Genomic DNA, 1,226 nt, shown 5'->3' on the forward strand with positions numbered 1-1,226 from the left:
GAATTAGGTGTTCTAAATGAACCGCCCTGTGCGGAGCCGCATGCAGGGTGGTGTGGGGGCTGGAGGCTAGATACCTCCGGCTACCCGATTAAATGTAATTTACGCCATACCTACGTATCCTGGTGTTGATTGAATACGATGACACCAATTTTGAATTGCTGGATATTGAGTTAGATCGAAACCACCTTCATCTGCAACATGACTATAAGCATAAAGAGAAATATCAGCAATTGTCATTCCATCACCAACTAGAAACTTAGTTTTACTCAATTGTCTTTCCATTAATTGTAGAGCTTTATGACCACCCTCTTGAAGTGAAACATATTCAGCTTCTCTTTCTTTTGGCATACCTAAATATTTTTGAATAAAACGAGCTACAGCAATGAATGGCTCATGACTGTATTGTTCAAAGAACAACCATTCATATACCTTTGCTTTCAAGTACGTATCTTTTGGTAGAAATGCTGTATTTTCAGAAAAATACCCTAAAATTGCATTTGATTCGCACAGATAACGTCCATCATCTAATTCAACCGCAGGAATTTTTCCATTCGGGTATTTAGATAGAAATTCAGTTGTTTTTGTTTCACCATCTAAAATGTTCACATGAATCCACTCATGCTTAATATTTAAAAACGATAGTAACATCTTAACTTTTAAACAGTTTCCTGATTGTAGGTCACCATATACTTTCATTTACGCCCTCCTTGACGATTACATTTAACAGTATATTAGGCTGAATTCCGAATAAGAACAGTCAGCCTAGTTAATTCCATGCGAACAATCTAGCCCTAAACTCATTTTAAATCAAAAATTTAAAATGAATTTCACTGCAAACCCTCTGACTCTTCTGATGGTAAAAACCAGAATTTACTTATTTGTGACGTGATTTGATTTAACTATTGGGGAGAAATGTTTTTAAACAGGCACTTAGCAGTTGTTAACTCCAAATCGCTTTCCTTCTTACACCAAAATAATGCTGAAAATTCACAATGCTTATTATAACTGTTTATATATACTGCTAGTGTAAAGATGCGCTCTGTCATCAAAAGATGAGACTATGCATAAGCTTTTCATATTAGGTTTTCTATTAGCAAAGGTCACATCTGCTACTCAACACTTGTTGTAGTGAAACTGATAAAGGGGCGTGCGACATGAGGTCGTATGAAGCGCTGTCCACCGCTTAATAGAGTGGACCATCTGTATCACCAGATGAACCTAGGAGC

At 36.8% G+C, this 1,226-nt stretch carries 1 protein-coding gene; it reads right to left on the bottom strand.

The window, feature by feature from the left end:
• Positions 1-99 precede the first annotated feature (99 nt).
• Complete coding sequence (locus L2748_RS23965) at positions 100-696, bottom strand: glutathione S-transferase family protein (RefSeq protein WP_248957824.1); 597 nt, start codon at positions 694-696, stop codon at positions 100-102.
• Between the last annotated feature and the right edge of the window lie 530 nt (positions 697-1,226).

Origin of the sequence: Shewanella sairae (genome assembly GCF_023283535.1) — a bacterium.
GTDB lineage: Bacteria > Pseudomonadota > Gammaproteobacteria > Enterobacterales > Shewanellaceae > Shewanella > Shewanella sairae.